We start from the raw sequence: 21,365 nt of genomic DNA, 5'->3' as shown, positions 1-21,365 counted from the left end.
TACAGTCAAATTTTTTATATCATTCGCTTTAACTAAAAATAGCGTTACGTAAAACATGCTTTTGGATTTTGCCGACTGGTGTGCGAGGGAAATCTGTCACAAATTCAATACAATCTGGCACTTTAAATTTTGCGAGACGTTCCTGACAATGTGCAATCAATGCCTCTTCACTAATTGCAGCGCCAGTCTGTAAAATAACATATGCTTTAATAGCTTCATCACGAATATCATCTGGTACACCGATGACTGCTGTTTCAAATACAAATGGATGCTCAGCTAATACACGCTCCACTTCATTGGCTGCCACATTTTCACCTGAACGTTTAATCATATCCTTTATACGATCAACAAAATAAAAATAGCCATCTTCATCTATTCTGGCGTTATCCCCAGTCATTAACCAGTTGTCTTTATACGTTTCGTTTGTCGCTTGCTCGTTCTTAAAATAGCCTTTCATTAACGTTCTACCTAGGATCCCTTTTACGGCAATTTGACCAATCTCTCCTTGATTTACGGGGACTCCATGTTCATTGACAAGCTGAACCTCATAACCAATGCTTGGTCTCCCAATACTCATATTTTTTCGTGTTCCAAATACAGGATTTATTAGTGGAATCCCAACAGTCTCGGTCAAACCATATAGTTGCAATAACTTCACATCAAATTGTTCTTCGAATTGTATTAATTGGTGTTCTGCTACTGACTGTGCAAAAAGGATAAGTCGTAGCGGATTATCCTTTGCCTCTTTTTCATAATCTTTTGCTAAAATCATACGAATAGGTGCGGCAAATAAAGAGCCAACTGTTCCACCTAAAGCCTTTGCTTGTTTAAAATAACGCGAAGCACTAAATTTCTCCGTAACTGCAATGCCTGCTTCTACCATAATGGCAGACATCGTGGAGTAATATTGCGCATTTCCATGGAAAAGAGGTAGGACAATAAATGTTCGATCTTCAGGTGTTAAAGCGATTGAACGTGCCATTAACTCTCCTGTGTAAATATAATTAGCATGTGTCACTTGAACTCCTTTTGGTTTGGATGTAGTCCCAGATGTATAAAGTAATGCCACAATATCTTCTGTGGAAACCTTTGGGAAATGCATGTAGTTATCGCTCTCATCTTTTATGAGCTCAGAGAAATATAAGACACCATCAGCGTTTTCTTGTTGTCTCGTAATAATAATATTTCGTAAAGTTGGTGTTTGAGACTGTATACTAACAAACTTTTCGATATAATCCTCTTCCGTAATAATAAGAACAGCTTCAGAATGAGCTATAATATAAGTCATCTCATCCGCCGGAGATAAAATATTAGTTGGCACCATGATGCCACCAATTTCAGAAAGAGCGAACCATGCTGTAAAAAACTCCATATTGTTAGGTAAATGCAACACAACATGATCCCCTTTTTTAATGCCAAGTTTAAGAAGTGCATTACTGAAGCACATAACTTCCTGATAAAAATCCCCATAACTTTTTTCGAAATAAATTCCGTTTCGATCCTCAAACCGAATAAAACTTTTTTCAGGCTGTTGCGCAACTCTCTTCCTTAAAACCGAACGCAATGTTCTATTTCCAATTAGATCCATGATCTACACCCCTTTCGAAATAGTTTCATAGACTATAGTCTGTATATTAATCGTCAATGCAAATATTTGTCAATATTATTTCTAAAAATTCTGAAAATAAGCCGGTGACATGAACGACTATTATGCTAAAGTTAAATAGCAAATCTAGTGGAAATTAGGTGATGTAGAAATGAAAATGACAAGAAAACAGCAAGCTCAGGAAACGAAGAAACATATATATTTAACAGCGCTTACATTATTCCAAACGAAAGGCTTTGATCAAGTAACGGTTGATGAAATTGTTCAGCAAAGCAACAGCTCAAAAGGAGCATTTTATGGTCATTTCTCTTCAAAGTACGATATTTTCCTAGAAAAATTTAAAGAAATTGATCATTTTTATGAAGAATTTACGACTACACTGCCCGTACATCTTTCCTTTAAGGAAAAGGTAATTTCATTAATTGATGCACAAATGACATATTTAAAAGATGATTTAGGAATGGATTTAATGCGGTCTGTTTACAAAAGTGGCTTAATTGAAAACGAAAAAAATTTCTTTTCTAATTCTGAACGCAAATTGTATAAAATCTTACATTCATTCATACAAAAAGCAATTAAGGATGGAGAATTATCTGTACAAATAAATGTGCAAGAAACTGTGATTTACATTACTCGTTGTATGCGAGGTTCTTTATATGACTGGTTAGTTTTTGGAAAAGATTTTAATTTGTTGCAAGAAAGTAAAGGCTTTATTGCAATATTTTTAGATGGTTTGCTATTAAATAAGGAACGTTAAAAATTTGAAGCCTAAAACCAACTCTACTTTAAACAAAAATAGGCACTTCCAATTAGGATTGCCTATTTTCTCATTATTTGTAATTGCTTTTCATTTTCACAAAAAATAAAAAAAGACAGATACATTGAGTATCTGCCTAATACGTCTACTTTTGCATTTCTTTCGTTGGTCCCATTACGCCTGGTACTGGTAAGCCTGCTTGACGTAGTAGCACCGTCATTTGTCCACGGTGATGTGTTTGATGATCGATTAGTACACGTAATAATGCACCTCTAGCAATTGGACCAGTGAAGCCTTTTACTTCTTCTAGCAAGTCTTCATCTGATAGCTTTGCCGCTTCCTCTTTCACACCATTTGCTAGTTTTTCGTAAGCAGCTACAATTTCAGCTGCTGTAGATGGAATTGGGTCCTCTTGACGAATCATAGGCACCTGTAAACCTGCTAAATAACTGAAATAACCAGCAGCACCAACTAAATGCCACCCTAACCAGCCTAATGAACTGTGACCTTCTACGATGCTTTGCTCTAGCTTTTCATCTTTTATAGCTTTTAATACTTGAATAGTACCTTGTGCTGATGCTGACCACTCATTTAAAAAATCATCTACTTGTCGATACATCTAAACGCCCCCCATTTTCGTAAATTCATCTCTATCATATTAAATAAGAAACTCTCTTACAAGTTTCCAGCATTAAGTTTACATAATATAATTATTATAATAATTGCCTTTGTCCTGTATACCGAGCAATATTTTTTGTGATTGGCTCCATGCGTCTAGCAAATAGATTATTTTGTAAACGGGTTTTCATAATATTCGTATAACCTATAGACTTCACGTATAATGAAAGTAAAGAACTGAAGAAGTCTCTAAGTGAAATAGCAAATAGCTTGAACTATTCAATCACCGCTGACTTCTTTTAGATTACACGCTCTAAAGGGTACAATGACCACACAACGACATACCCCGTATAGAAAAAATGATGTTGACACTAATATGAAACCGTTTGGCATTAAACCTACCCTACAAAAATTGAATAAGAATTACTTCACAGGCGTCCTGCTTGGGCGCTTTTCATTTTGAGTAAGGAGGGCTTTTATGAGTGACATACATAGAACAACAGATGAAGAACTGACGGAAGAACAATTGATTGAACTTGTCCTCGCTGAACAGGAAAAGGCGTTAGCACAAGAACAAGAAGAACGCCTCAAAGGTAAAAAGCCTAAAAAGCAAAGACCGGTTGTCAAATGGATTGTCTGGAGTATGGCATTTGTGTTATTTTTGAATACATTTGCTCTTATCTTTCAAATTTACTCCATTCCAGCGATTGAATTTTTGAAAGTGTCTGCTCGATTATCAGCACAAGAAGATATAAAAACATATAAAAAGGCTGTTGTAGAGATCTCTACAGGTTCTAGTAAAGGTACTGGTTTTGTGATTTCTTCAGATGGACTTATCGTAACCAATGCACACGTTGTAGAAGATGCACAATCATTACTCGTTGTTTTCCCTGAGGAAGGATTAATGGCGGCCAAAATAGTAGAAAGTTACCCTGAGGTAGATTTAGCATTATTGCAAGTATCCGGTGATGATCTACCTTCCCTTTCACTTGCTAATAATCCGAGCTATAGCAAAAATGAGCATGTGTATTTCATTGGTAATCCACTAGCCTTTACGGGCATCGCAAATAAAGGAACATTACTGGAATCAACATACCTAGAGGATTGGCAGGAACCTGTAATGATGATGGATGCCCCTGTTTATCGAGGAAATAGTGGGAGTCCTGTCATAAATGCTGATGGCGAGGTTATCGGGATTGTCTTTGCAACGACGAAAAAAGATCCATATGGTCGTGTCGGTTTGTTTATTCCGGTTCAAGTGTTACAGCGTGTATTAAGTAAATAATGTTCCGTAGAGTTGCTTATACGAACGATATAAGCAACTTTTTTTATTCAAAATTATTATCTTTTACATTATGCTTGTTCAACAATTTGAGTAAAATTCAACACTTCTACCTTGGCATTATTCTCAGTTAATTGTTGAATAGAATGAGAGCTTATCGTCTCTCTGTCCAACTCTTATAGTAACTTTTGCTTTGTAATTATGGTAGTAACTAAACTCTTTCATATACAAAATCACTAGTATTCATATGTTGTAACTCTCAAATGTTCAAAGCACACAAAAAAAGACATCCTATATAAATAGGATGCCTTAAGTTTAACGGAAGTAATTTTAATTACTGAGAATTAAAGTTTAGTTACGTTAGCAGCTTGTGGTCCGCGGTTGCCATCTACAACTTCGAATTCCACTTTTTGACCTTCGTCAAGAGTTTTGAAACCTTCGCCTTGGATAGCTGAGAAGTGTACGAATACGTCGTTTTCGCCTTCAACTTCGATGAATCCAAAACCTTTTTCTGAGTTAAACCATTTTACTGTACCTTGTTTCATTTAAGAAAACCTCCAAAAAAATAAAAGTGAACAATATGTAATTTCTTCAGCGAATGGAAAAATTCACATATTACAAAGAGTACCGTACTAACGCGATCACTTTTTGTAATATGTGAATTCATGTTTCCGGTGAAGCAATTAAATTGTTATCCTAAGTATAACCATCATTCATAATTTTGTCAAATAAAGAAAAATGTTTTTTTTAAAATGTCAAAATTTTATTTCTATGACTCAGATTTCAAAGCGATAATACCGTGATAAATTTGTACATCATCATCACACGCTTCGCAAAAAGCACTTTCATCCTCTGACCAAAAAGCCCAAAATCCCCCTTCTTTCGTTACTTCATTGTCATAAGTTGATCGGAAGTGTTGCAATTTTCTTTGTAAAGCTGACTCAAATTGCTCTTCTGTTTCGAAGGTTTCATTTGATTGAATAAAAGCCTCCCAGCCCTCAAACTTCCACCAAGGCTCATAATCAGCTTTCATGTAAATGATTGTATACATATTTGCCACATTCCCTGCTGTAATAAGATATTTTCATTTTAGCAAAGACATTTGAAATGTCTATTAAAACACACTTTTATATGCTATTATTACCTTATTATTCATAATTTTTGGAGGTATTTTTTTTATGTTTTCAAGTATTCGACCTAAGGCCGAACTCGATGAATTATTAAAGCGTGGTACAAATTTAAATGCAACGGGCCGTTTTAATAAAACACTAGCATTTAACCATTTCAACTCTCAAGATGAAGAAAATTTAAAAACTCTTTATAAAAAATTAAATGATATCACGCCTTCAATGAACGCTATTTTTAATAACTATTTAAGTGAAATCTCTCTCTCCACTGAGCAAACGATTAGTGAAGAATATATTAATCGATACTTAACTCAATTTTTCTTAGCTACTCGTGATGATGAATATGTAGATGAAACCGTTAAATTTTTCAATTTATTCAGAAAAAACCAATATGAGCCTGGTAAGTTAATCGTCGTCTTCAATCAATTTGCATTTTATATTACTACATACATACTACATAATTTTGGTTTGAAACCTAATAAAGCCTTTGAATACATGAAATCGTTCCAATCTGCAGTCAATGTTGATCAGGAATTGCTCGTTGAAGTATTAACAGAACGTACAATTGAAAATGTAGTTGCTGAAATTTCTTCTTTAATGGATGTTAACGCAAAAATCATGTATATGAAAGATTTAGTTTTTAGCTTAGATAAGCAAAATGAAGAAATTCAATCCTCTACCGCAGCAACTGAAGAAATTGCCGCTTCTATTAATGAGGTTGCACGAATGTCTTCACGTATTTCAGAAAAAACAACTGAATCTGTTGATCACGCCATACAAGGTAAAAATGCCATTGAGCATGCCCTTTCTGAAATCTTTAAAACGGAAGAGACATTTACAACGATTGTTGAGTCCTTTACAGAATTGCAAAAGCGGGTAAATGATATTGAAAATGTTGTATCGTTAATCAACCAAATTGCCGATCAGACGAATTTACTTGCTTTGAACGCTTCTATTGAGGCAGCACGAGCAGGTGAACATGGTAAAGGCTTCGCCGTAGTTGCACAGGAAGTTCGTAAGCTCGCTGAGGGCACAGTATCAGCGCTTAATGAAGTATCTACAAATGTACATCATTTAAAGAGCTATTCAAATGATGTGTCGGTCTCGATTACGGAAACGACAGAGATTATAAGAGAAGCAACCGTTGAAGCTAAAGAATCGTTACCATTATTAAATGCGATTGTTAGTGCCATTGAGGGTATTAATCTGGATGTTACAAATACAGCGGCGATATCAGAGGAGCAAGCAGCAGCTATTGATGAAGTATCCGCAAGAATGATTGAAATTTCTAGTCTTCAAGATGATATTCGTGATTATAGCCATAACACATCTAGTGATATTCACGCATTAGGGAAAGAAATTAACCGATTCCGAAATGACATTATTGCGAATAATAATGTTCAGCTATCGTCTATAGCACTATTACAATTATCAAAAGCCGACCATATTTTATGGAAATGGCGAATTTATAATATGTTCCTCGGTCTTGAAAACGTCCAACCAAGTGATGTTTCATCGCATACAGATTGTCGTCTCGGTAAATGGTATACATCTGCTCGCTCTGTAGAACGTTTTGGGCACTTGCAGGATTATCGTGATTTAGACGCATATCATTTACATGTCCATAAATCAGCGAAGTTAGCAACGGAAGCTTATAAGGTTGGAAATATCGAACAAGCTGAAGTTCATTTAAAAGAAGTAGATCAAGCTTCTAAGCAGGTTCTACATTATATCAATAACTTAATTGCCTATTTAGAACAAGAACGTGTTATGCACTAAGCACAAAGGGGGTACTTTCCCCTTCACTAGGAGGTGTAAGCTTGAATAAGCGAGCGCTAATTAAATTTTTCGGTGACGTATATGGGACTGGCTACCGCTTTTTCATTAAACAAAAAGCAATTGAGCTAGGATTAAAAGGTTACTGTAAACTTAATGATCAAGAACAAATTGAGGTTGAAGTAGAAGGTTCTAAAAAAGCGATAGATGAATTTTTAGTCTTTGTTCAAAAGGGTGTTAGCCCTCAAGCAGATTCCAATTCATTTGCATTAGAGCTTTTTGATGATTTAAAAGGCTATGCACGCATGGACTCAGACATTGTTTAATCTGGCTACTCCTTTTTTGTAGCGTCATTATGGCTAGCTATTGTTGCCAATGAATGAAATCAGTGACGTTGCGGGCTCAAAGTTTATATTTTATTAATTAGGATTGGGGATAATACCCCAGTCCTTTTTATTTTTCTCTTCCATTAAAACCGTTGATGATTCATTGATTCCACCCTATTTCGATTCCTCTTACATTTTTAATACCTAATTTCTAATTATTGTTTTGACTTCTTTTGATATATCTTTTAATAACGGAAAGCATGCACCATCAAGCATTAATTTCTAAAGTGGGTGCATACGCCCCTTCCCTGTTCTGCTGCCCTAATGTATTGGAATTCGTTTTTAGCTGTTCTTTATGATTTTTCATAAATTCTCTTGATTCATCATAAAATAGAAAATATTTGAACAAAAGAGAGAAAATGCAATAAACGTATTTCATGGATAATAACAGAAAGAACGGGGTGATTTACATGAAATTCATAAAAAAATTATGTGTGATCGGACTGTCAGTATGTATATTAAGTATCGTCTTTTCATCTGCCAGCATGGCAACAAAAATCGTTACAGATGAGCACCTGAATTCAGTAAACGAAAAAAACAAAAATGATATTCATAATTACAAAAACGACTCCGCCAAAATTTTAGCACAAGAAACAAAAACGGTGCTGATCAAAACAACAAGAGAAGATAAATCATTATTAGAGAAAAAAACAAAAGAATTTGAAGAAAAAATGAAAATGGAACAAATAGCCTTAATAGAAGAGGGATTGAAAAAAGCAACATCGCTGCAAGATGTAGAAAAAGTAAAAAGTGAAGCAGCTAACTTATTAAAAAAAGAAAAAGAATTGTTTAAAGAAGAAAGTAAAAACTATGTAAAAAAAGTGACTGATACGGAAAAAGTGAACTTAGCGATGATTTCAAGTTCATATAAAACGATTAATGATGACTTTTTCACCTTTAACAAACACAGATTTTATTACTATGATGTAGATAAAAATGAACTGCTTCCAAATGATAAAGTAAATACCATAGAAGAGGTAAGAGCATTTGAAAAAAAACATAAAGAAGATACAACTGTAAAAGATAATCCAATCAACACTTTAATTCTGTTCATTCTCCTAGGATCGTTATGTATCATTCCTCTTATCATAAGCAATAGACAAAAAAACAAAGCATGAGCTTTGTTTTTTTATTTGACCGTATTCGTTTTATTGGGAAATTAACACGTCATTTAAATGATTGTATTTATACTGAATCACTCTCGCACTCGCATTAAAACCATTGAGTCTCAAATTTCTGCAGCTATATGAAGGGATATCACCTTTAGAGTGATTTCATTAAATTTATCCATTAAATGAGATGTTGTCAATTAGACAACTCTTAATTGATTATTTGTGCAGATAAACTATAAACATTGTTATTACTTTCTAGCACCGATTGCTATTTCTATTTCTTGTTCTATTTGTTGCTACATGTTCTCATTCTTCTTTTTATCTATGTTTTATTTAGTCGCTACCGCATTTAAAAGTAATTGTTTGTTGTGATCAGACATAACACGCCATTCTTTAACCGTTACTTTCATTTGCCTCCACATCCTTTCAAATGTTTGCTTCCAAACACTGTATGCAATTGTTGCCGCATGTAGGACACTTTCATATTGATTTATATGCTGTGGTATTTCATAATGTGCTAGGTGAGCACCCATCACAGGGAACAAGAATGGCTTGACTGGTAAGCCAGCTCTTAATATAGATGAGGTCTAGCCTATCTAATCATGTGAGTTAGGCTCTTGCTATCATGCAATTACTCACACACTTGTATAGAAAAGTAGTTAATCATCATCGAAAATGTACATTGTTATTTTGACATTTACAGTGATATTCAATTTTGTCCAACTTCTTTCTCCTAGATTTTCTTAAATTCGAGAAAAACGAAAGCAGATTCTATATTCTAATTATTTTCCATTTTATTCACATTCGCCATTCTAGCAAATAATCTATATGAGATCTACTAATTTAACCATTATAAAACGACAAGACATTCTCTATGCATTTGTCCCTTACTATTCATAGTTCTACCCGCAAATTCCGTTCACTACATCCTCCGTTGGACATTGTAATCACAATAAAAAGCCACACCTTGTTAGATGTGACTTTGGATGTTTTTCGTTCGTCAAAGCAAAGCTAATTTTAACACCTTACATACTTGCGTTTGAAACCGATTCTTCCTCTATCCATTTCTTTTTGAATATTTTCGTAAGCATTTAAAAAACTTGTTTTTTTGTTGTCCCTTTTGAGTTCTACTATACCTGTTTCCTTTGCGGTCTCAATCGCATTTTCATGTAGTGGCAAATACGAAATTCCCACTGTAGATAGGAAATTATTCATAGCAGATTTTGTTCTTCCTGGTGAATCATGAATAGAATTTTTCACCATATCGAGCATACTGGAAATCTTGCTTTCGGAAAATTCATTGTCTTTGCGATTCCCTAAAAGCCAGCAATAGCAACTCCAACCCGCTGACATTCTTAGCTCGTCACCGCTTGCAATCCATTTATCAGCAACGTCTTGGGCAATATCTGACTCTGATAATGTTACTGCCACGACATAATCAGATAGCATATAAAAATACGCACCATCCATCCAACGATCAAAATCCGACGCAGTCATTGCTTTTGGATCTGCAATAATACCTGCAAAATACATTGCATCATAGTTACCTGTAGCATAAAGCTCTTCAGCTAACTGTTGATTTTTTTTTATTTTCTTTGCAATGGGTTTCATAGCACCTGTAGCAACACCAAAAAGTGGCTCATGCGCACCATTGGATATATACATTTTTTTAGTTCGTTCCTTACCAAGGGCTTCAAGCTCCTGCATAACAGTTTCGAAATCCATAATTTTGTACTTCCCTTCTTATCACTCTATGCTTCTCAAGTATACAGAGTGGCCTTATTACGAATCAATTAACTAAGTTTCTGAAATTACTTTTTGAATCTGCTCATTAATTTTATCCTTACTCAGTCCTCCATGGTAACAAATCACAGATTCAATGTCGAGTTCTAGGTATTTTTTCAATGAATGTCGAGCTTCATTTATATCAAGTACTGTCGGTGCATGAAAAACTTCCTTCAGTAAGTGAGTTACCTAGCGAAAGCAAAGCGTCAGCGATGTTGACAACACACGACTGAGTGACCAACATACGTTTGTTTCAAATCCTCTAGCGGATGTCACTCATAAGGAGTAAAGTATGAAGTTCTTGTACTATTTTTTGTCAACTGCAAACAATAAATGCTTAGTCATTATTAATTATTTATCTACCTACAATGAATTCCGAAAGTAAACTCCCACGGATATTGCTTGCTTCGCGAGTATTTACCCTCCTTCTGCGAGTAGTTGGATACTCGCGGAAGCAAGATAAATCTTTTTCTAAGACAACCTATGATAGATATCTCACCCCCCATTTAAAACTATACATATTATAAATTACAGAAAGGAGGGAATTATTATGTCTCAATCTTATGGTAATGGTGGATCTGGTTCTGGCTACGGTTCAGCATTTGCGCTACTTGTTGTTCTATTTATTCTCCTAATTATTATCGGTGCAGCGTTTTTGTATAATTCGTATTAACGTACCTAACATATATCACAGATATTTAATCCATAATATTACAATGATGAACTTCAAACCTCTAATGAATTTTACAAAATAATATATCCTTTTTTCTTTCTAAGGGTCACTACCCTTCGGTGGCCCTTTTAATGAGGCAATAACATGCAAAATAAAAAGCCACTACTCGTTGTGAGTGTGGCTCTTGAAATAGGTCCTAAATTGGACAAATTTTCCTCTCATGAGATTAGATATCCAATGCTCTTTCCAGTTAGAAACTGTTGTTACTAGTCTAAGTCATTATGTAGTCTAGCTTCTTTATTATTGCACGCTAGTAATAACGCACTTCTTGAATCTATCTCCCTCAGAATATGTAACAATCGAAAGTATGAAGCATATTTTAAACCTAAATCAAATTGGATGTGACTTGGTATCACTATTTTATTCAGTTATTGATGTCACAATAGTATTATTGTTATTACAGTTTAGATTATTAGCTTTATATCTTATACTCGTTGAAAGCAACTGCAACATATTTAATTCGTTTGCTAGCTTTTCTAATTCAACTAAACCTTCACTTTGCAAATGACTAACTTCCAACTCTAGTTGGTTTAATGATTTTTGAATTGATTCTATATTTTCCTTATATCTCTCTAAAATAATTTTAGTTTCCAATATCTCAACCTTCTTGTTTGTGTTCTTTAGCATATGGCAGACTCCCTTTCTTCTACATGAAAGCATCTCAAGAATTGGATATAATTAACACTATTATAATGTTGTTTATCTTATTTAACAATCTTAATCTCTTTTAAATGAAATTAAAAAACTATACATAGTTAGATGTGACTATATGAAATATAAAGGACTATCTATAATCGACAAGATAATATAATAATTATTAGAAACGAAATTAGGCAGAACTGTTTAGGGTGATGGCGAATGAAAAAAATTTTGATTGTTGGGATAATCATTATGTTGCTTGCACCATTTTGTACAGTACATATCAAAAAGCGTCTATATGAAAAAAGAATCGAAAACTATTTGATCGAAGATATGTCGTATCGGAAGGAAGCTATCCAACTTATTGAATGGTATTGGCACTTTGCAGGTCTCCCTAGTTATTGGGCGAATGTTATTTTTTCTGGTGAAACAAATGTCGTCTATATTTATTTTGCTTATGATAAAGACCATATAGGGCAAATGAGTACTATACAATTGATGGATCAACTCTTTCACCAAAACAATTAAAGCATTTTAAGCCTTACGATTAAGCTTATCAAAGGCGTGATGTGTATTCAAAGACGCTTTTTCAAAAAGCAAAAAAATAAAAAGATTGAAAACGACTGCTTCAATCTTTTTATTTCAAATGAAACTATTTAATTTAAATAACACCTATTGGGATGCAAATGGGGGCTTGATTAACAGGGCTTTCGATAATTTTTGAATTGAGTCCAAATACATGTTGAATCATTTCTTCTGTAAAAATATCATTAGGCGTTCCCTCTTGATATATTTCACCATCCGCTATACTAATTAAATAATCTGCATAGCTCGCTGCTTGGTTTAAGTCATGAAGCACCATTATTATAGTGTTTTTGTGCTTCTGATTTAATGCACGAAGTAATTCAAGTACTTCTATTTGATGTGCTAAATCTAAGTATGTTGTTGGCTCATCAAGTAGTAATATATCTGTTTCTTGCGCTAACGCCATAGCAATCCATGCGCGTTGTCTTTGACCACCAGATAATGCATCTAATGTGCGATCTTTTAATAAGTCCATTTTTGTAGCTTTTAACGCTTCTTCCACTACTGCCTTATCTTTATCTGAATGCCGTGCAAACAAGCTTTTGTGTGGGTGACGTCCATACAGACATAATTCCTCTACTGTTAAATCTTCCAGTATTTCTGGTGACTGCGCTAAAAAGGCCAGTTGCTTTGCTACTTCTTTTGGAGAATATTGATGAATGTTTTTCCCATTTAGATAGACACTACCTTGTTTAGGTTTCATCAAACGACCTAAGGCATGAAGAATAGTCGATTTTCCACAACCGTTCGCCCCAATGATGATCGTTATTTTCCCTTTTGGAATATTCAAATTGATTCTATCTATAATCGTATTTGTTTCATAAGTCAGTGTTAATTCTTCTGCTGAAAGTTGTGTCATAAAAGTCGATTATCCTTTCACTTATTTTTTTCACGTCTAAGTAAATAAAGAAAATACGGCGCACCAATGAGAGCTGTAACGATTCCAGCTGGAATTTCTACTGGTGGCATAAGTCCTTTTCCTATCGTATCAGCCACTAATAAAAATAAGGCTCCTAAAATAGCTGACATTGTTATAAATCTACGTGCGTTTGTATCAACAAGCCTTTTAGAAAGATGTGGCACTACTAATCCTATGAAGCCTATTGATCCGACAACTGCTACAGAAACACCTGTTAAAATTACACTAACAGAAAGAAAACTATAACGTAATAATTGCACATTTTCACCTAGGCTTGCCGCCACCTTATCACCCAGTCCCAAAATCTCTAATTTTCGAGCAAATACTAGCATGATCGGTAACAAAATAAGGCAAGGGATTAAGAACATGATTTCGTTCCAGCTACGTCCCCATAAACTTCCAGTAAGCCAAAGCAATGTTGTATTAACATTATCAGGGAATTTAACGATAAAAAATTGAATACCCGCTTGGCATATCGCGCTTAGTGCTATTCCTATTAAAGCAAAGGAGTGTGTTTTTGCGCCTTGCTTATAAGCAAAAACTAATAGAATTGTTGCTACAGTGATCGCTCCTAAAAGTGCTGATATAGGTAACATGATTGTCAAAGCATTGGGTAGTAAAATCATAGAAGCAACTGCAAATAAGCTAGCTCCCTTTGTGACACCAACAACATCCGGAGAAGCTAGTGGATTCTTTAATATTATTTGTAAAATTGCACCTGCAACTGCCAAAGATGCTCCCACAATAATCGCAATAACCATACGAGGTAAACGATAGTTAAACAAAATAAAAGAATTACCACTAGAATGTCCTATTAATGTATAAAAAATATCGATAGGTGATATTGATATAGATCCAATTCCTAAACTAATAAAAGAAAACGCGAGCAAAATTATTCCACAAATGCTAATAAGTAAATTAGGCTTTTTCTTTCTAATCATTGCTTTATAAGTCGCTCCTTCCTTACTAAATACAAGAAAAATGAAGCGCCTATTAGAGCAGTAACAATTCCCACCGGTGACTCATAAGGATATACGATAAAATGAGATAAAATATCTGCATATAATAATAAAGTTGCCCCTAAAAGTGCCGAAATTGGGATGACACGGCTATAGTCTGGACCGACAAGTTTACGTGTAATATGAGGTACAATTAAACCAATAAAACTAATTGGACCTACCACTGCAACCGAAGAGCCGGCCAACATAATAACTAGTAACCCTCCAATTAGGCGTATCAACTGGACTCTTTCACCTAAACTAGACGCCATACTTTCTCCCAATGATAATATGGAAAATGAACGCGAGAGTAAAAAGGCAATTGCCAGTCCTATAATGATCCAGGGCGATGCAACTTGTACATGTGTCCAGTCTTTTCCATTCAGAGATCCAACAAGCCAGTAAAGCACATCAGTTGCGCGTTCATTTAAAATAACGATAGCTTGTGTAATGGAAGAAAAGAAAAGATGAATCGCTGTTCCAGCAAGTGCTAGTTTGACATGTGTCATTTTCCTTCCAGAGGCGAATACATATACTGTTAAACCTCCAAGTAATGCACCAATAAACGCTGCATATACGGTCATTGATGGACTCAGAGTTGCAAATAGCAGTGTAGCAGATGCTACTGCTAATGAGGCACCCGCGTTGACACCAAAGATTTCTGGAGAAGCAAGTGCATTTCGTGTAATAGCTTGCATCAGTGCTCCTGCTACTGCTAATGCAGCCCCTACCATCACCGTAAGTATTGTTCGAGGTAAACGTAGTGTTTGAATAATCGTTGTTTCTCTTGATTGATCTATTTGAAAGATTGCATTAAAAATTGTATGGATGTTCATAATAGTCGAACCAACACTAAGGTGTAAAAATAAACCAATTAAAAGTAAAGATAGACTTATAATTGCAACGACCCATATATTCAATGTTCGTTTAGAACCCATTGTTTGTATCACACCTTTAACTGAAAACATATCTAAAAATAAGTAATGCGAGAATGTTGTTTTATCAACACTCTCGCTTTTAGTAAAGAAATTAATCTTTTAATTGTTTAACAAGGTCATCACCAATTGCTTCAGATGAAATAACCCCTCGATAACGAGTCCATAAATCACGATCTACTACAAAAATTTTGTTTTCTTTCACAGCTTTTAAATTTTTCCAAAGAGGATTTGACTTCCAATCATCAATCACCAATTTCCCTTCATTCTGCGCTAACACTAAAATATCAGGGTCGATTGTTGAAAGTTGCTCTAAGTTGATTTCCACATAAGCTTCATTACTTTTTGCAGCAATTTCAAAGCCTAAATTCTCTAAAAGTTCACCATCATAAGAAGAAGCAGTATGTCCTTGGAAAGAAGTATCACGAACAACTGCTGTTAAAATACTTTTTCCTTTTTCATCAGCTAACTCAGCTTTTAAAGCATCCAATTTCTTATCGTGTTCTTTAAGACGTTTCTCAGCTTCAGCCTCTTTATTTACAGCTTTCGCAATTGTTTTGAATGAATCAATATTTTCTGTATATGTTGACTCACGACTTTTCAATTCAATCGTTGGCGCTATTTTTTGTAAGTCCTCATAAATGTTTTTATGACGTTGTACATCCGCAATAATTAAATCTGGTTGAAGTGAGCTAATAACTTCCAAGTTTGGCTGTTCACGAGTACCAACAGAAGTATAGTTTATTTTATCGCCTACAAGCTTCTCAATCATATCCATTTTATTATCATCTGCAATACCAATTGGTGTAATACCAACACCTTGTAAGGCATCCACAAAAGAAAGTTCTAAAACAACTATCTTTTTAGCATTTGTCGGAACTTCTGTCGTCCCCATTTCATGTTTGATACTGTTTGATTCGGTTACATCTTTTGCATCTTTATTTGACGCCTCTTTTGAATTGCAACCTACTAATAAGAAAAGTAATGAAACTACCATTAGTAAGCCAATCGTTTTTTTGTTACATCTAAAAAACACTTGAAAGCCTCCATCAATTCATTTGATAACAATTATCATTCTCTTTTTATAACACCATATTCACTATGTGTAAATAGTTTTATATAAAAAATATTTTTTTACTTAACAATCCCCGAAATATCAATTTTTAACAAAATTTTATTATTTATACTTTATTTTTTAAGTTCGATCCTCATCTCTCACAAAAAATTAGCTAAGAAACATTTCACTAACACAAAATGACATTCAAACTATTGAGAATTCATTACGTTAAAATATGTGCGAAAGTGAAGCAAGACAAACAATTTGCGAATAATATGAATAGCTACGATTTGATTATGCAATAATAAAAAATCTTTAATAGTTAAAGTTTTCAACCTCTCCATGAATATCTGGAACTAGCGATGGCGATTTTTGTTTGGTCCGACTTCTTTCCACTGTGCCTATTAAAAAGATAAGGAAATTCCCTGTTCTAAAGTAATATTATTGAGAAACTTTATAAATAGCAGTAAAATTTATGTAAGCTTTATTTTTCATTGAAACTTTATGTCGATTATTTCGTATAAGAAGATAGACATATTTAAATGCTAGGAGGAAGAAACATGCTCAGTGTCGGACAGTTTTTCTCTAGACATACCGCTAGCCTCTTATTTTCTCTCACAACTGTTTCTATCGCAGCATTTGCGGCAACACCAGGATACTTACTTGGTAGTTTATTGTTCGCTGGAACATACGCGTCAAGTACGACGCTGTTGAAACATAGACAGAAAAAGAACTTCATGCAATTAGCCGGTATAACAAAAGAAGAATACAAACATATTGAAACTCAACTTAAAGCAGCCAATAAAAACATACAAACATTAAGTCAAAACTACTTACGTGTACGTTCTATTTCTGCATTTAAGCAATTACTTGAAATGACACGTATTTCAAAAAATATCGTGAAAATTGTCAAAACAGATCCACGAAAATTTTATAATGTTGAACAGTTTTTTTATGCACATCTCCCATCCGCTGTTGAATTAACGGATAAATATACGATGTTATCAAGGCAGCCTGTGAAAGATAAGGAAATCCAAATTACATTATCTAAAACAAGAGAAACACTAACAGATTTAAATGATACGATTCAAATTGATTTAAAGGATGCGCTTTCCAACGACATCGACCATCTTCAAATGGAAATCGAATTTGCGAATCGTTCCAATGTACGACGAAAAGAACAATTGGAGTGGCGAGGCGATGATAAGTGACGGCAAATGAACACGCATTTCAACTAAATACAATACAAGGTATTTCCCCTCTTGTGCAATCTTATTTAGAGACTACAAATAATGAGACGATGGCGACGTATGAAACGCTATCGCCTCTTGCACAAAGTCGTGCACTTTTATATGCTAGTCAGCTTGACCTGACAAACTTCGAATCAGTCCTGTCCTTAGGGCAAGATTCGCAACGATCACTTTCACAATTTGCTGATCGAATGCTTGCACAAGTAAAACAAAAAGACGTCACAAAAATTGGCCAAATGCTAGACTCGTTAATGCATACATTAGACCGAGTGGACCCTAACGCATTAGAACCAAAAAAACAGTCCTTTTTAAAAAAAATGTTTGGTAAAGTTGAGCCTACTATTAAGCAAACATTAACGGAGTTTGAACGTACTAGTATCCAAGTAGAGCGAATTGGTGTTCAGCTTGAACGTGCACAGCTTCAAATGATTAAAGATGTAGAAATGCTAGAAGAACTGTATGCTCATAATAGAGGATACTTTGAAGAGTTAGCGACTGCTATAGCAGCTGGACAAATGAAGAAGCAGCAAGCCATTGAAGTAGAACTTCCAGAAAAAGTGACAAGTGTACAGGCATCAAAACAGCCACTAGCTGTCCAACAGCTTAATGATTTTGCCGCTCAAATCGAACGTCTAGATCAACGTATTTATGACTTACAAGTTTCTCAGCAAGTTGCCTTACAAACTGCGCCACAAATACGCATGATCCAACAGTCCAATCAAACACTAGCGGAAAAAATAGAATTTTCAATCGTTACACTTATTCCACTTTGGAAAAATCAGTTAGCTATCATGTTGTCTATGCATATGGATCATCGCTACGCGCAGCTAGAGGAAAAATTATCTCGTGCAAATGATCGTTTTACGAGCCCTTCCTTTGCACAGCAAGTATCAAAATTCAAAGAAACACAGCTTGAGCTGAAGTCAGCTATCCAAGATGTATTCGCCCTTCATACAGCTACAGAGCAGGAAAAAGAGCATCTACAAGAAGTTGCTGAATTAAAAACCTTTAAGCAGGGATAATTAAGTTTAATCAACAAAAAAGGGTGGCTCAGAAATCATCTGAACCACCTTTTGGTTTTCATTCAAACCGATTGAATGAAAACTCGGACTCAATTACGCCAAGGCGAAATTGATTTGCTTATTCAAAATAATCTTTATAGTAGCCACCAATATTACCAGTGTTATCGATAATAAAAACGAACTCTTCTGTTTCATTTTTTACATCATATTGTTGCCCTACTGTTAATACGTTTGAAACTAAATATTTTGATGCATTTGTATGCTTACAAGTAACTGTACGTACCGTTGGAGCATCTTTCCATTTTAAATGTAACATAATCTCTCTACCTCTCTTTACTAGCACGAAGCTAATGTATACAGCTTATTTTATAATATTTTTGTACGCTTGTGGAGAAAAAAACCATAGATGACCATATTTTCTCCGTAACTATCCATTTTTTTAACCATATTAATTTCTCATTGGCGTAATAGGTGCTGTCGCACAGATAAACAATTCGTCTGAGGACATGTCTTAATTCAGTAGATATTTCACTGTAGCTCTCATCCCAATACATGCAAAGATGGGGGTCTGAATGAATGGAGATTACTAATAAAAAAATTTACTTCGAGGTGTTAACATGAGCTTTGGTGGTGTACCGCAATGGTTTTTTATCCTGGCCGTTGCATTTGCAATTTGCTTTATTTTATACGCAGAATGGAATTCTAGAAAATAACTCGGTAAACAAATTAAAAATGTACATTACTAAATTCAATTTTAGTAGTGTACATTTTTTGTCATTCAATTATTATAAGAATTAGACGGACTGCAGCTCAAAAAGTAAGCCTTTCTATCGCTGAATCAATAATTTCTTGACTTTGTGTTGATGAATCCCATACGTTATAGCTTTTTTCTTGCTAACATCCAAGTAATAGAACACTAATTACGGTAAATAGAATACATAATTTTTTCAAAATACTACCTCCATAACTGCATAAATTGACGCTATCAGTGGAAGAAAGTTCCTAGATTGAAGTAGCCCTGATTATATCTAAATCACAAATAAAATACATTGTTACAAATTATATATTGACTATTAATAAAATTCGTTTGGACTCACTTTTTTTAGTTATTCATTACCAAACGCGTAAACTTTTTTATCTTAATGTCCGTTTTAAAAACGCCTTTGTCCGTTCATGCTGAGGGTTTACTAAAACCTGTGTTGGAGGCCCTTCCTCTACAATAACACCTTTATCCATAAAGACAACGCGATCCGCTACTTCTTTGGCAAATTCCATTTCATGTGTAACGATTAACATCGTATTGCCGGAATCCGCTAGCTGCCGCATTACCTTTAAGACTTCACCCACCATTTCTGGGTCAAGGGCTGACGTCGGTTCATCAAACAGCATTACTTCTGGACTCATTGACAATGCTCGTGCAATCGCTACACGCTGTTTTTGACCACCAGATAGCTGTCGTGGCTTCGCATTGACATATTGATCCATACCAACAATTTGCAAATATTTTTGGGCAACTTCATCGGCTTCTGCCTTCGAACGCTTTAATACTTTCATTTGACCAACTGTGCAATTTTTTAAGACATTATGATTATTGAATAAGTTAAATTGCTGGAATACCATACCTAAATGTGTACGGTATTCTTGGATATTATGCTTTTCATCTAAAATATTTTCACCTTTGTATATAATTTGACCGCCACTTGGTGTTTCCAGTAAATTAATGCAGCGTAGTAATGTTGATTTGCCAGAACCTGAAGAGCCGATTAAGCAGACAACCTCGCCCTTTTCTACTTGGAAATTTACATCCTTTAACACTTCGTTACGCCCAAATGATTTACTTAAATGCTCTATTTTAATAACTGTCATTTATTAGCCCCCCTATACTGCTTCTTTCTGTTCTTTTTGGTAGGCATCTGGTCCATCCAGCCGTTTTTCTATATACAGTAAAATTCTTGATGCTGTGAATGTCATGATGAAATAAAGGACACATGCTACGAAGAAAGATTCGAAGTAGCGGAAGTTATTACCTGCAATCGACTTTGTTTGGAAAAATAATTCCGTAACTCCAATAACGTTTAAAACTGCTGTATCTTTAATATTCATAATTAATTGGTTACCTGTAGCAGGCAAAATATTTCGGGCAACTTGTGGTAATACAACATGTAGCATGATTTGAACATGATTCATACCAATAGCCGATGCAGCCTCGTACTGCCCTTGATCAATGGAAACAATTCCACCTCGTACGATTTCTGCCATATAAGCGCCTGTATTTAATGAAACAACTAAAATACCTGCCGTAATAAAGTGCATATTAATACCAAATGCTATATCTAAGCCGAAAAATACAACCATTGCTTGTACAATCATTGGTGTACCACGGAAGAATTCGACATAGCAAGTTAGTATAAAATTAATGAATTTCAAGCTATAAAATTTTACTCCCTTTTTACGAACTTTGATGGTATGCATAATTCCAATGAAAAATCCGATAAGTGCACCAATAATTGTACTAATAATCGAAATAAGTAATGTATAATACGCACCTCGTAAAAACATTTGCCAGTTGTTCTCAACAATAGAAATAATCCATTCAAGACTCATGATGTTCCCCCTAACAACGTCGTGTTGCTTTTTCGTTCAATCGTCTTAGCTATCTACCATTTTCAGTGGGACCCTGTTTCTTTTATCATATGAAACAAGTAGCTTAGACATTATTATTATTTAGAAAGTTTCTATTATATTGATATTGCACGGACTAGTAGCTAGCCCGCGCAA

General features: G+C 34.7%; 22 protein-coding genes and 1 pseudogene. 9 read left to right on the top strand and 14 right to left on the bottom strand.

The features are described 5' to 3' along the window. Positions 1-28: 28 nt before the first annotated feature. Entirely contained in the window at positions 29-1,588 is a 1,560-nt protein-coding gene (locus tag AC3WSO_RS12160) for an AMP-binding protein (protein ID WP_492531071.1), read from the bottom strand. A gap of 169 nt (positions 1,589-1,757) precedes the next feature. Here AC3WSO_RS12160 and AC3WSO_RS12155 point away from each other — a divergent pair, with 169 nt between their 5' ends. Beyond that, the gene (locus AC3WSO_RS12155; RefSeq protein ID WP_492531069.1) at positions 1,758-2,363 is read left to right on the top strand and encodes a TetR/AcrR family transcriptional regulator; all 606 of its coding nucleotides are present in this window, start codon (positions 1,758-1,760) and stop codon (positions 2,361-2,363) included. A 145-nt stretch (positions 2,364-2,508) separates the two neighbouring features. On the opposite strand, the gene AC3WSO_RS12150 is transcribed toward AC3WSO_RS12155, so the two are convergent. After that, entirely contained in the window at positions 2,509-2,982 is a 474-nt protein-coding gene (locus AC3WSO_RS12150) for a DinB family protein (protein ID WP_492531068.1), read from the bottom strand. A gap of 477 nt (positions 2,983-3,459) precedes the next feature. Here AC3WSO_RS12150 and AC3WSO_RS12145 point away from each other — a divergent pair, with 477 nt between their 5' ends. Further along, positions 3,460-4,266: a S1C family serine protease gene (locus AC3WSO_RS12145; protein ID WP_492531066.1), complete on the top strand. Its 807-nt coding sequence runs from the start codon at positions 3,460-3,462 to the stop codon at positions 4,264-4,266. A gap of 341 nt (positions 4,267-4,607) precedes the next feature. Here AC3WSO_RS12145 and AC3WSO_RS12140 read toward each other — a convergent pair whose 3' ends face one another. Both AC3WSO_RS12140 and AC3WSO_RS12135 read right to left on the bottom strand, forming a co-directional pair. Further along, positions 4,608-4,808: a cold-shock protein gene (locus tag AC3WSO_RS12140; RefSeq protein ID WP_004230088.1), complete on the bottom strand. Its 201-nt coding sequence runs from the start codon at positions 4,806-4,808 to the stop codon at positions 4,608-4,610. 224 nt (positions 4,809-5,032) lie between these two features. Then, positions 5,033-5,314 carry a DUF1033 family protein gene (locus AC3WSO_RS12135; RefSeq protein WP_492531064.1) on the bottom strand — a complete coding sequence of 94 codons (282 nt, stop codon included), beginning with the start codon at positions 5,312-5,314 and terminating at the stop codon, positions 5,033-5,035. 127 nt (positions 5,315-5,441) lie between these two features. On the opposite strand from AC3WSO_RS12135, the gene AC3WSO_RS12130 reads away from it, so the two are divergent. From AC3WSO_RS12130 to AC3WSO_RS12120, 3 genes are all read left to right on the top strand, one after another. Continuing rightward, positions 5,442-7,169 (top strand): methyl-accepting chemotaxis protein, encoded by a 1,728-nt coding sequence (locus AC3WSO_RS12130; protein ID WP_492531062.1) that lies wholly within the window; start codon positions 5,442-5,444, stop codon positions 7,167-7,169. 41 nt (positions 7,170-7,210) lie between these two features. Continuing rightward, positions 7,211-7,492 carry an acylphosphatase gene (locus AC3WSO_RS12125; RefSeq protein ID WP_197140733.1) on the top strand — a complete coding sequence of 94 codons (282 nt, stop codon included), beginning with the start codon at positions 7,211-7,213 and terminating at the stop codon, positions 7,490-7,492. Between the two features lie 470 nt (positions 7,493-7,962). Then, a complete protein-coding gene (locus AC3WSO_RS12120; protein ID WP_492531060.1) occupies positions 7,963-8,670 on the top strand; it encodes a hypothetical protein in 708 nt (235 codons plus the stop codon). Positions 8,671-9,681: 1,011 nt separating this feature from the next. Here AC3WSO_RS12120 and AC3WSO_RS12115 read toward each other — a convergent pair. Both AC3WSO_RS12115 and AC3WSO_RS12110 read right to left on the bottom strand, forming a co-directional pair. Then, positions 9,682-10,389, bottom strand: coding sequence for a DNA alkylation repair protein (locus AC3WSO_RS12115; protein WP_492531058.1), 708 nt, complete (start codon positions 10,387-10,389; stop codon positions 9,682-9,684). Positions 10,390-10,461: 72 nt separating this feature from the next. Continuing rightward, positions 10,462-10,611: pseudogene (locus AC3WSO_RS12110) on the bottom strand (MBL fold metallo-hydrolase); the annotation flags it as partial. Between the two features lie 388 nt (positions 10,612-10,999). Here AC3WSO_RS12110 and AC3WSO_RS12105 point away from each other — a divergent pair. Next, positions 11,000-11,122 carry a YjcZ family sporulation protein gene (locus AC3WSO_RS12105; protein ID WP_079562266.1) on the top strand — a complete coding sequence of 41 codons (123 nt, stop codon included), beginning with the start codon at positions 11,000-11,002 and terminating at the stop codon, positions 11,120-11,122. Between the two features lie 420 nt (positions 11,123-11,542). Here AC3WSO_RS12105 and AC3WSO_RS12100 read toward each other — a convergent pair whose 3' ends face one another. After that, on the bottom strand, positions 11,543-11,776 hold the full coding sequence (locus AC3WSO_RS12100) for a hypothetical protein (RefSeq protein WP_492531056.1): 234 nt from the start codon (positions 11,774-11,776) through the stop codon (positions 11,543-11,545). A 264-nt stretch (positions 11,777-12,040) separates the two neighbouring features. On the opposite strand from AC3WSO_RS12100, the gene AC3WSO_RS12095 reads away from it, so the two are divergent. After that, positions 12,041-12,349 carry a hypothetical protein gene (locus AC3WSO_RS12095; protein ID WP_492531054.1) on the top strand — a complete coding sequence of 103 codons (309 nt, stop codon included), beginning with the start codon at positions 12,041-12,043 and terminating at the stop codon, positions 12,347-12,349. A 133-nt stretch (positions 12,350-12,482) separates the two neighbouring features. Here AC3WSO_RS12095 and AC3WSO_RS12090 read toward each other — a convergent pair whose 3' ends face one another. The 4 genes from AC3WSO_RS12090 to AC3WSO_RS12075 all read right to left on the bottom strand — a co-directional run bounded on the left by AC3WSO_RS12090 (position 12,483) and on the right by AC3WSO_RS12075 (position 16,255). Then, positions 12,483-13,265, bottom strand: a complete 783-nt coding sequence (locus tag AC3WSO_RS12090) for an ABC transporter ATP-binding protein (protein WP_492531052.1) — start codon at positions 13,263-13,265, stop codon at positions 12,483-12,485. Between the two features lie 17 nt (positions 13,266-13,282). Continuing rightward, on the bottom strand, positions 13,283-14,266 hold the full coding sequence (locus tag AC3WSO_RS12085) for a FecCD family ABC transporter permease (RefSeq protein WP_492531050.1): 984 nt from the start codon (positions 14,264-14,266) through the stop codon (positions 13,283-13,285). Further along, positions 14,263-15,270 carry a FecCD family ABC transporter permease gene (locus AC3WSO_RS12080; protein WP_492534338.1) on the bottom strand — a complete coding sequence of 336 codons (1,008 nt, stop codon included), beginning with the start codon at positions 15,268-15,270 and terminating at the stop codon, positions 14,263-14,265. The genes AC3WSO_RS12085 and AC3WSO_RS12080 overlap by 4 nt, the downstream gene beginning before the upstream one ends. An 82-nt stretch (positions 15,271-15,352) precedes the next feature. Then, a complete protein-coding gene (locus AC3WSO_RS12075) occupies positions 15,353-16,255 on the bottom strand; it encodes an ABC transporter substrate-binding protein (RefSeq protein WP_492534336.1) in 903 nt (300 codons plus the stop codon). Positions 16,256-16,875: 620 nt separating this feature from the next. Between AC3WSO_RS12075 and AC3WSO_RS12070 the strand changes: the two genes are divergently transcribed. Then, positions 16,876-17,526, top strand: a complete 651-nt coding sequence (locus tag AC3WSO_RS12070; protein ID WP_492531048.1) for a 5-bromo-4-chloroindolyl phosphate hydrolysis family protein — start codon at positions 16,876-16,878, stop codon at positions 17,524-17,526. Further along, the gene (locus AC3WSO_RS12065; protein ID WP_492531046.1) at positions 17,523-18,587 is read left to right on the top strand and encodes a toxic anion resistance protein; all 1,065 of its coding nucleotides are present in this window, start codon (positions 17,523-17,525) and stop codon (positions 18,585-18,587) included. The genes AC3WSO_RS12070 and AC3WSO_RS12065 overlap by 4 nt, the downstream gene beginning before the upstream one ends. A gap of 118 nt (positions 18,588-18,705) precedes the next feature. Here the strand turns inward: AC3WSO_RS12065 and AC3WSO_RS12060 are convergent, their stop codons facing one another. The 3 genes from AC3WSO_RS12060 to AC3WSO_RS12050 all read right to left on the bottom strand — a co-directional run bounded on the left by AC3WSO_RS12060 (position 18,706) and on the right by AC3WSO_RS12050 (position 21,191). Continuing rightward, positions 18,706-18,903, bottom strand: a complete 198-nt coding sequence (locus AC3WSO_RS12060) for a DUF6501 family protein (RefSeq protein ID WP_079562258.1) — start codon at positions 18,901-18,903, stop codon at positions 18,706-18,708. A gap of 818 nt (positions 18,904-19,721) precedes the next feature. After that, complete coding sequence (locus tag AC3WSO_RS12055) at positions 19,722-20,453, bottom strand: amino acid ABC transporter ATP-binding protein (RefSeq protein WP_492531045.1); 732 nt, start codon at positions 20,451-20,453, stop codon at positions 19,722-19,724. 12 nt (positions 20,454-20,465) lie between these two features. Beyond that, the gene (locus AC3WSO_RS12050; RefSeq protein ID WP_492531043.1) at positions 20,466-21,191 is read right to left on the bottom strand and encodes an amino acid ABC transporter permease; all 726 of its coding nucleotides are present in this window, start codon (positions 21,189-21,191) and stop codon (positions 20,466-20,468) included. Positions 21,192-21,365 lie beyond the last annotated feature (174 nt).

The organism is Lysinibacillus sp. EB106-09-02-XG168 (assembly GCF_058791475.1).
Note: the sequence above shows the minus strand (reverse complement) of the source record. Positions and strands in the feature narration are given on the sequence as shown.

Coding starts and splice junctions, on each gene's coding strand:
- AC3WSO_RS12160 (WP_492531071.1), bottom strand. CDS start 1,588: ATGGATCTAATTGGAAATAGAACATTGCGTTCGGTTTTAAGGAAGAGA.
- AC3WSO_RS12155 (WP_492531069.1), top strand. CDS start 1,758: ATGAAAATGACAAGAAAACAGCAAGCTCAGGAAACGAAGAAACATATA.
- AC3WSO_RS12150 (WP_492531068.1), bottom strand. CDS start 2,982: ATGTATCGACAAGTAGATGATTTTTTAAATGAGTGGTCAGCATCAGCA.
- AC3WSO_RS12145 (WP_492531066.1), top strand. CDS start 3,460: ATGAGTGACATACATAGAACAACAGATGAAGAACTGACGGAAGAACAA.
- AC3WSO_RS12140 (WP_004230088.1), bottom strand. CDS start 4,808: ATGAAACAAGGTACAGTAAAATGGTTTAACTCAGAAAAAGGTTTTGGA.
- AC3WSO_RS12135 (WP_492531064.1), bottom strand. CDS start 5,314: ATGTATACAATCATTTACATGAAAGCTGATTATGAGCCTTGGTGGAAG.
- AC3WSO_RS12130 (WP_492531062.1), top strand. CDS start 5,442: ATGTTTTCAAGTATTCGACCTAAGGCCGAACTCGATGAATTATTAAAG.
- AC3WSO_RS12120 (WP_492531060.1), top strand. CDS start 7,963: ATGAAATTCATAAAAAAATTATGTGTGATCGGACTGTCAGTATGTATA.
- AC3WSO_RS12115 (WP_492531058.1), bottom strand. CDS start 10,389: ATGGATTTCGAAACTGTTATGCAGGAGCTTGAAGCCCTTGGTAAGGAA.
- AC3WSO_RS12105 (WP_079562266.1), top strand. CDS start 11,000: ATGTCTCAATCTTATGGTAATGGTGGATCTGGTTCTGGCTACGGTTCA.
- AC3WSO_RS12095 (WP_492531054.1), top strand. CDS start 12,041: ATGAAAAAAATTTTGATTGTTGGGATAATCATTATGTTGCTTGCACCA.
- AC3WSO_RS12090 (WP_492531052.1), bottom strand. CDS start 13,265: ATGACACAACTTTCAGCAGAAGAATTAACACTGACTTATGAAACAAAT.
- AC3WSO_RS12085 (WP_492531050.1), bottom strand. CDS start 14,266: ATGATTAGAAAGAAAAAGCCTAATTTACTTATTAGCATTTGTGGAATA.
- AC3WSO_RS12075 (WP_492534336.1), bottom strand. CDS start 16,255: ATGGTAGTTTCATTACTTTTCTTATTAGTAGGTTGCAATTCAAAAGAG.
- AC3WSO_RS12070 (WP_492531048.1), top strand. CDS start 16,876: ATGCTCAGTGTCGGACAGTTTTTCTCTAGACATACCGCTAGCCTCTTA.
- AC3WSO_RS12060 (WP_079562258.1), bottom strand. CDS start 18,903: ATGTTACATTTAAAATGGAAAGATGCTCCAACGGTACGTACAGTTACT.
- AC3WSO_RS12055 (WP_492531045.1), bottom strand. CDS start 20,453: ATGACAGTTATTAAAATAGAGCATTTAAGTAAATCATTTGGGCGTAAC.
- AC3WSO_RS12050 (WP_492531043.1), bottom strand. CDS start 21,191: ATGAGTCTTGAATGGATTATTTCTATTGTTGAGAACAACTGGCAAATG.